1 protein-coding gene is annotated in these 467 nt (G+C 57.2%); it reads left to right on the forward strand.

Features of this window, described 5'->3' with window-relative positions:
* The coding region (locus C5C07_RS20660; RefSeq protein ID WP_115806062.1) for an APC family permease at positions 1-467 on the forward strand (467 nt) is incomplete at both ends.

Raw genomic sequence — 467 nt, forward strand, 5'->3', positions numbered from 1 at the left:
TGGGTGTCAACTACTACGGCACGGAGGAATCGAGCCAGCTACAGAACATCATGATCGGCGCGGAAACCGCTATCGTGCTCGCCTACGTCGCTCTCGGACTGTTCTTCATCGACCCCGCGAACCTCGATCCGTTTGCACCGACGGGACCGAGCGGTATTATCGCCACCACCGGCGTCGTTTTCGTCTCCTTTCTCGGATTCGAGATCATCGCGACCGTCTCGGGAGAGGTCAAAAACCCGAGCAGGAATATCCCGCTGGCGATGATACTCTCGGTCGTGCTGGTGACGATTCTCTACGCGTTCGTGATGATCGTCACGACTGGCGTCGTTCAATACGAGACGTTAGGCGGCTCGCTCGTTCCAGTTTCAGATGTTGCGGTCGTATTCATGGGCTCAATCGGAGTGGTGGCAATCGTGGCAGCTGCAGCGATCGCAGCGATCTCGAGTTCGAACTCCTCGATTCTCGCA

The organism is Haloferax sp. Atlit-4N, from assembly GCF_003383025.1.
Taxonomy (GTDB): Archaea; Halobacteriota; Halobacteria; order Halobacteriales; family Haloferacaceae; genus Haloferax; species Haloferax gibbonsii.